The sequence below is a fragment of the Streptomyces sp. NPDC087440 genome, assembly GCF_044744005.1.
Lineage (GTDB): Bacteria > Actinomycetota > Actinomycetes > Streptomycetales > Streptomycetaceae > Streptomyces.
The window spans coordinates 1-6,977 of sequence record NZ_JBIUXN010000050.1 but is presented as its reverse complement, the minus strand read 5'-3'; the positions used below and the strand labels follow the sequence as shown (position 1 = coordinate 6,977).

Genomic DNA, 6,977 nt, shown 5'->3' with positions numbered 1-6,977 from the left:
TTGGCGCGTGGCTACCTCAACCGCCCGGCCCTGACGGCGGAGCGGTTCGTGCCGGACCCGTTCGCGGACGGTGTGGGGGAGCGGATGTACCGGACGGGGGACGTGGTGCGTCGCCGCCGGGACGGCCAGCTCGAATACGTCGGGCGGGCGGACGAGCAGGTCAAGGTCCGCGGCCTCCGTATCGAGCTCGGTGAGGTGGAGGCCGCCCTCGCGTCCCACCCCGAGGTCGCGCAGGTCGTCGTCATCGCCCGCGAGGACCGCCCCGGCGACAAGCGTCTGGTCGGCTATGCAGTCCCGTCCCGGCCCGGCACGTCCCTGGACGCGGGCCAGGTCCGCCAGTACGTGGGCGAACGGCTGCCGGAATTCATGGTCCCGGCCGCGATCGTCACCCTGGCCGAGTTGCCGTTGACCGCGCACCGCAAGGTCGACCGACGCGCCCTGCCCGCCCCCGACTACGCGGCGGTCGTGACGTTCCGTGCCCCGCGCTCGGAGCGTGAGCGCGCGCTGTGTGCGATCTTCGCCGAGGTGCTCGGCGCGGACCGTGTCGGCATCGACGACAGCTTCTTCGACCTGGGCGGGCACTCCCTGCTCGCCACCCGTGTGATCAGCCGTATTCGCACCGTGCTGAACGTCGAACTCCCGCTCCGCGCCCTCTTCGAGGGCCCGACCGTCCTCCGGCTCGCGGGCCGTGTCGAGCAGGCGGACACCGCGCGGGCCGCGCTGCGCCGCGCCGTGCGTCCCGAGCGCGTACCCCTGTCGTACGCCCAGCGGCGCCTGTGGTTCCTCAACCGTCTCGAAGGCGCCGAGGCCGCCACGTACAACATCCCCATCGCCCTGCGTCTGACCGGGATGCTCGACCGTGACGCCCTGCGCGCGGCCGTCGATGACCTGACGGCCCGCCATGAGACTCTGCGCACCGTCTTCCCGGAAGCCGCCGACGGCACCCCCTGCCAGGACGTACGCCCCGTCGCCGGGGCGACTGCCGCCGGGGACGTCGCCGGAACCACTCCCGACGGCGCCACCGAGGTCGGGCTCCCGACGCGGCGGATCCACGAGCACGAGGTCACCGAAGCAATTGCCCGGGCGGTTCGCCAAGGCTTCGATCTGACCCGTGAACTCCCTCTTCGAGCACAGCTGTTCGCGATCGACGAGACCACGCACGTGCTGGTCGTCGTCCTCCACCACATCGCCGGTGACGGCTGGTCGATGGTGCCCCTCGCGCGCGACCTGGCCACCGCCTACGCCGCCCGCGCCGCCGGGAGCGCCCCGGAGTGGGAGCCGCTGCCGGTCCAGTACGCCGACTACGCGCTCTGGCAGCGCGACGCCCTCGGTGAGGAGACCGACCCGGAGAGCCCGCTCGGCCGTCAGCTCGGCTACTGGAAGAACCAACTGGCCGATCTGCCCGAGCAAGTGGAGTTGCCCACCGACCGTCCTCGGCCCGCCGTCCCCACCAACCGAGGCGGCCTCGTCCCCTTTACTCTGGACACGGACCTTCATCGTCGGATCACTGATCTCGCCCGCTCCTGCGGCGCCAGCGAGTTCATGGTCGTGCGGGCGGCCCTCGCCGTGCTCCTGTCGCGGCTCGGGGCCGGGACGGACATCGCGATCGGCTCGCCGATCGCCGGCCGTACGGACGAGGCCCTGGACGACCTGGTCGGCTTCTTCATCAACACCCTGGTGCTGCGCACCGACCTGTCCGGCGACCCCACCTTCCACGAGCTGATCGACCGCGTGCGCGAGACCGACCTGGGGGCCCACACCCACCAGGACGTGCCGTTCGAGCAGCTGGTCGAGGTCCTCAACCCCGTCCGTTCGACGTCCCACCACCCCTTGTTCCAGGTGATGTTCGCCTTCCAGAACAACGAGCAGGCCGGGCTGAGCCTGCCGGGCCTCGCCGTGTCCGCCGCCGCGACACCCGTGGACGTCATACAGTTTGACCTGGCCGTCACGCTCGGCGAGCGGCGGACGGACGACGGCGTCCCGGCCGGACTCATGGGCGCCTTCCGCTACGCCACCGACCTCTTCGACCACGGGACCGTCGAGGCCATGGCCGAACGGTTCCACGGACTGCTGCGGCAACTGGTCGGCGACCCCGCGCTGCGGATCGGCGCCGCCGACGTCCTGTTGTCGGGCGAGCGGGAACACCTGCTGCGGGGGCTCAACGACACGGCGGCCCCGGCCCCGGACCTCACCGTGCCCGGCCTCTTCGCGCGGCAGGCTGCCGAGACACCGGACGCCACGGCCCTTGTGCACGGCGAAGAGAGTCTGACGTACGCCGAGTTGGACATACGCGCCTGTCGTGTCGCCGACTGGCTCGTCGACCGGGGTGTCGGACCCGACCGGCGTGTGGCGCTGACGCTGCCCAGGTCGGTCGACCTGGTGGTGGCCCTCCTCGGCGTGCTGAAGGCCGGGGGAGCCTACGTGCCCATCGACCCCGAACACCCGGCCACGCGCGTCGAGTTCATGACCGCCGACTCCGCCCCGCAGCTCGTGCTCGGCCCGGACGAGATGGCGCGATGCCTCTCCGGCCGTGCGGGCGGCTCCTCCGGTCACGCGGACGGCGCGCCCGCGGTGTCCGGCGCGACGGCCGACGACGCAGCGTACGTGATCTACACATCGGGCTCGACGGGCACCCCCAAGGGCGTCGTCGTTCCGCACACCGCCTTGGCCAACCAGCTGGTCGCGCTGCGCGAACGGCTCCCCCTGACGCCGGACGACCGGCTCCTCGCCGTGACGACGGCGGCGTTCGACGTCGCCACCATGGAAGTGTTGCTGCCGCTAGTCTCCGGTGCCCGCCTGGTCCTGGCCGACCGGGACGACGTGTCCCGGCCCGCAGCGCTGGGACGGCTGATCCGCGAGACCGGCGCCACCGTCCTGAACGCGACGCCGTCGCTGTGGCAGACCCTGGTGACGCACGACCCCGACATGGTTCGCGGACTGCGCGCTGTGACCGGCGGCGAGCCGCTGACCGCCGCCCTGGCCGAGACCCTGTGCGCCCACGCCGCCGGCGTCGTCAACGAGTACGGCCCGACCGAGGCGACCATCGTCTCCACGCTGGCCGAGGTGACCGCGCTCGACGCCACCGCGCCCGGCAGCGCTTCCCCCGCCGTCACTCCGTCCATCGGCACCCCCCTCGCGAATACCCAGGCGTACGTCCTCGACGCGGCGCTGCGGCCGGTGCCCTCCGGCACCACCGGAGAGCTGTACATCGCGGGACGCGGCCTGGCCCGCGGCTATCTGAACCGTCCGGGCCTGACGGCCGAGCATTTCGTGGCCAACCCCTACGGTCCCGACGGCTCGCGCATGTACCGCACCGGGGACCTCGCCCGCTGGAACCGCGCCGGCAGTCTGGAATACGCCGGACGCGCCGACGGCCAGGTCAAGGTCCGCGGCTTTCGCGTCGAGCCGGGCGAGATCGAGGCCGCCCTCACCCGCCACCCCGACGTCGTCCAGGCTGCCGTGGTGGTCCGCGAGGACCGCCCGGGAGACAGGCGCCTGGTCGGCTACGTCGTGCCCGCACGCGGAGAGGTCGCCGGACCCGGCGGGGCACCCGCCCCCGGCGAGGCACCTGCCCCCGAGGCGTCCCCCGTCGACCTCGCCGAGCTGCGCCGCTCCGTCGCCGCGCTCCTGCCCGACTACATGGTCCCGGCCGCGGTCGTCGCCCTTCCGGAACTGCCGCTGACCCCCAATGGCAAGCTCGACCGGAGCGCGCTGCCCGCTCCCCGGTACGCGGCCTCGGAGCGTCGCCCCCGCGACGGACGCGAGGAAGCCCTCTGCGCGATCTTCGCCGAGACGCTCGGTCTGGAGCGGGTCGGCATCGACGACGGGTTCTTCGACCTCGGCGGGCACTCGCTCCTCGCGACCCGCGTGGTCAGCCGGATCCGGACCGTCCTCGGTGTGGAGGTGCCGCTGCGGAACCTGTTTGACGCGCCCTCGGTGGCACAGCTCGCGGAGCGCATCGCAGGCGCCGACACGGCACGGCGCGCCCTGGCCCCGATGGCGCGTCCGGAGGCGGTGCCCCTGTCCTTCGCCCAGTCGCGCCTGTGGTTCCTCAACCGCTTCGAGGGCACCGAGGCCGCCACGTACAACGTGCCCCTCGCCTTCCGTCTGTCGGGCGCGCTGGACCGGGACGCGCTGCGAACCGCCCTCCGGGACGTCGTCGTACGTCATGAGTCGCTGCGCACGCTCTTCCCGGAGGGCACGGACGGCCAGCCCGTCCAGCGCGTCCTCGACGCGGCGGACGCCACGGTGTACATGCCGGTCCGGGAGATATCCGAGGAGGACGTCGACGCGGCGATCGAGGAGACCGCAGGGCGCGGCTTCGACATGAGGTCCGAACCGCCGCTCCGTGCCGCCCTGTTCGCTCTGCCCGATGAATCCCACGTGGTGGTCGTGGTGCTGCACCACGTCGCCGGTGACGGCTGGTCGATGGCGCCGCTGGCGCGCGACCTGGCGGAGGCGTACGGGGCGCGGGTCGCCGGACGAGCCCCCGAGTGGGCGCCACTGCCGGTGCAGTACGCCGACTACACGCTGTGGCAGCGGGAGTTGCTGGGCGACGAGTCCGATGCCGACAGTGTGCTCAGCCGCCAGATCGCGTACTGGAAGAGCCATCTGTCCGACCTGCCCGAGCAGTTGACCCTTCCGGCCGACCGCCCCCGCCCGGCGGTGGCGTCCTTCCGAGGCGAACAGGTGCGGCTGGACGTGGCCCCGGAGGTCCACGAGGGCCTGACCGAGCTGGCCCGCGAGTCCGGCGCCAGCGTGTTCATGGTGGTGCGGGCGGCGTTCGCCGCGCTGCTGTCCCGGATGGGTGCCGGAACCGACATCCCGATCGGCTCGCCGATCGCGGGGCGTACGGATGAGGCCCTGGACGACCTGGTCGGCTTCTTCGTGAACACGCTGGTGCTGCGGACGGACCTGTCGGGTAACCCGACGTTCCGTGAGCTGGTCGGCCGGGTGCGGGAGACCGACCTGGCGGCCTACGCGCACCAGGACGTGCCCTTCGAGTACCTGGTGGAGGTCCTCAACCCGGAACGGTCGCTGTCGCGTCACCCGCTGTTCCAGGTGATGCTGACGTTCCAGAACAACGAACAGGCCCAGCTCACCATGCCGGGCCTCGAGGTGGAGAGCCTGACGGCCGCGGGCTCAGCCAAGTTCGACCTGTTCCTCAGCGTCACCGAGCGCACCGCCACTGACGGACGCCCCGACGGCCTCTCCGGTGTTTTGGAGTTCTCCACCGACCTCTTCGACCGGGAGACGGTCGAGGGGCTGGTGGAGCGGTTCGGCCGTGTGCTGGCCGAGGTGGTCGCCGGCGCCGACCGGCCGGTGGGCGAGCTGGCGGTGCTGTCGGCCGCCGAGCGGCGTGAGCTGCTGGAGGTTCGGAACGCCACGGCGGTCGAGGTTCCTTGGGTGTCGTTGCCGGGAGCTTTCGAGCAACGGGTGGCCCGTGCGTCTGAGGCGACGGCGGTCGTGTACGAGGGCGTGGAGCTGTCGTACGCCGAGCTGAACGCACGGGCGAATCGTCTGGCCCGTTTGCTGGTCGCGCGGGGTGCCGGCCCGGAGTGTGTGGTGGCGTTGATGCTGCCGCGTTCGGAGTGGTTGCCGGTGGCTTTGTTGGCGGTGGTGAAGTCGGGGGCGGCGTACGTGCCGGTGGACCCGGCCTACCCGGCCGAGCGCATCGACTACATGCTCCAGGACGCCGATCCGGTGTGTGTGCTGGGCTCGGCGGAGACCCTGGGGCGGCTGCCCGAGGGGCTGGCCGGCCGGGGTGTCGAGGTCACGGCGGAGACGGTGACCGCGTACGCGGACGTGGATCTGTCCGACGTCGAGCGGGGTGGTGTGCTGCTGCGGCCCGAGCACCCGGTCTACGTGATGTACACGTCCGGGTCGACCGGACGGCCCAAGGCCGTGATGTTCCGTGCCGGGGCGATGGCCAACCTGCTCGCCTGGCACGGCCGGAGGCATGGGGACGGGCTGACGTCCGGATCGACGGCCGGCGCGGTGTCCGGCCCGGCTTCCGGTGTGACGTCCGGAGTGACCACCGCCCACTTCACCTCCATCAGCTTCGACGTGGCCGCCCAGGAGATCTTCACGGCCCTGTGGTCGGGCGGCATCCTCGCGCTGCCGCGTGAAGACGTCCGCAAGGACCCCGCCGAACTGGTCCGCTGGCTCGACCGGCGCGGCGTGAACGAGCTGTACGCGCCGAACCTGGTGATCGAGGCGGTCGCAGAGGCGTCGGCCGAACTCGGCCTGCCCCTGCCTGAGTTGACGGACGTGGCGCAGGCCGGTGAAGCGCTGACGCTGCATGGTCCGGTGCGAAAGTTCTTTGCATCGGTCCCTGGACGTCGGCTGCACAACCACTACGGGCCGACCGAGACGCACGTCGTCACGGCCCTTTCGTTGGAGGGTGATCCGGCGGAGTGGCCGGTGCTGCCGTCGATCGGCCGGCCGGTGGCCAACAGCCGCGTCTACGTTTTGGACGAGCGGTTGCGCCCGGTGCCGGTTGGTGTGGCGGGAGAGCTCTATCTGGCGGGTGCGCAGCTGGCGCGCGGCTACCTGAACCGCCCGGCCCTGACGGCCGAGCGTTTCGTGGCTGATCCGTTCGCGGGGTCGGGGGAGCGTATGTATCGCTCGGGTGACCTGGCCCGCCGGCGGGCTGACGGCAGGATGGAGTTCCTGGGCCGCGCCGACTTCCAGGTCAAGATCCGCGGCTTCCGCGTCGAACTCGGCGAGGTTGAGGCCGCCATCGCATCCCACCCGGACGTCGCCCAGGTCGCCGTGGTCGCCCGCGAGGACCGCTCCGGCGGCGAGCAGCTCGTAGCCTACGTGGTGCCCCGCGAGAGGGAAGAGACCGACGACATCGACGTACGCCGCTACCTGAGCGGACGCCTGCCGGAGTTCATGGTTCCGGCGGCGGTCGTGGTGCTGGACGCGTTGCCGTTGACGGCGAACGGCAAGCTGGACCGGCGTGCCCTGCCTGC

Annotated in this window: 1 protein-coding gene; it reads left to right on the top strand. The window is 72.0% G+C overall.

Annotated features, from left to right (window positions below; all coding sequences use genetic code 11):
* Positions 1–6,977 (top strand): amino acid adenylation domain-containing protein (locus tag ACIO3O_RS42605; RefSeq protein ID WP_401756388.1); only part of this gene is annotated, 6,977 nt, incomplete at both ends.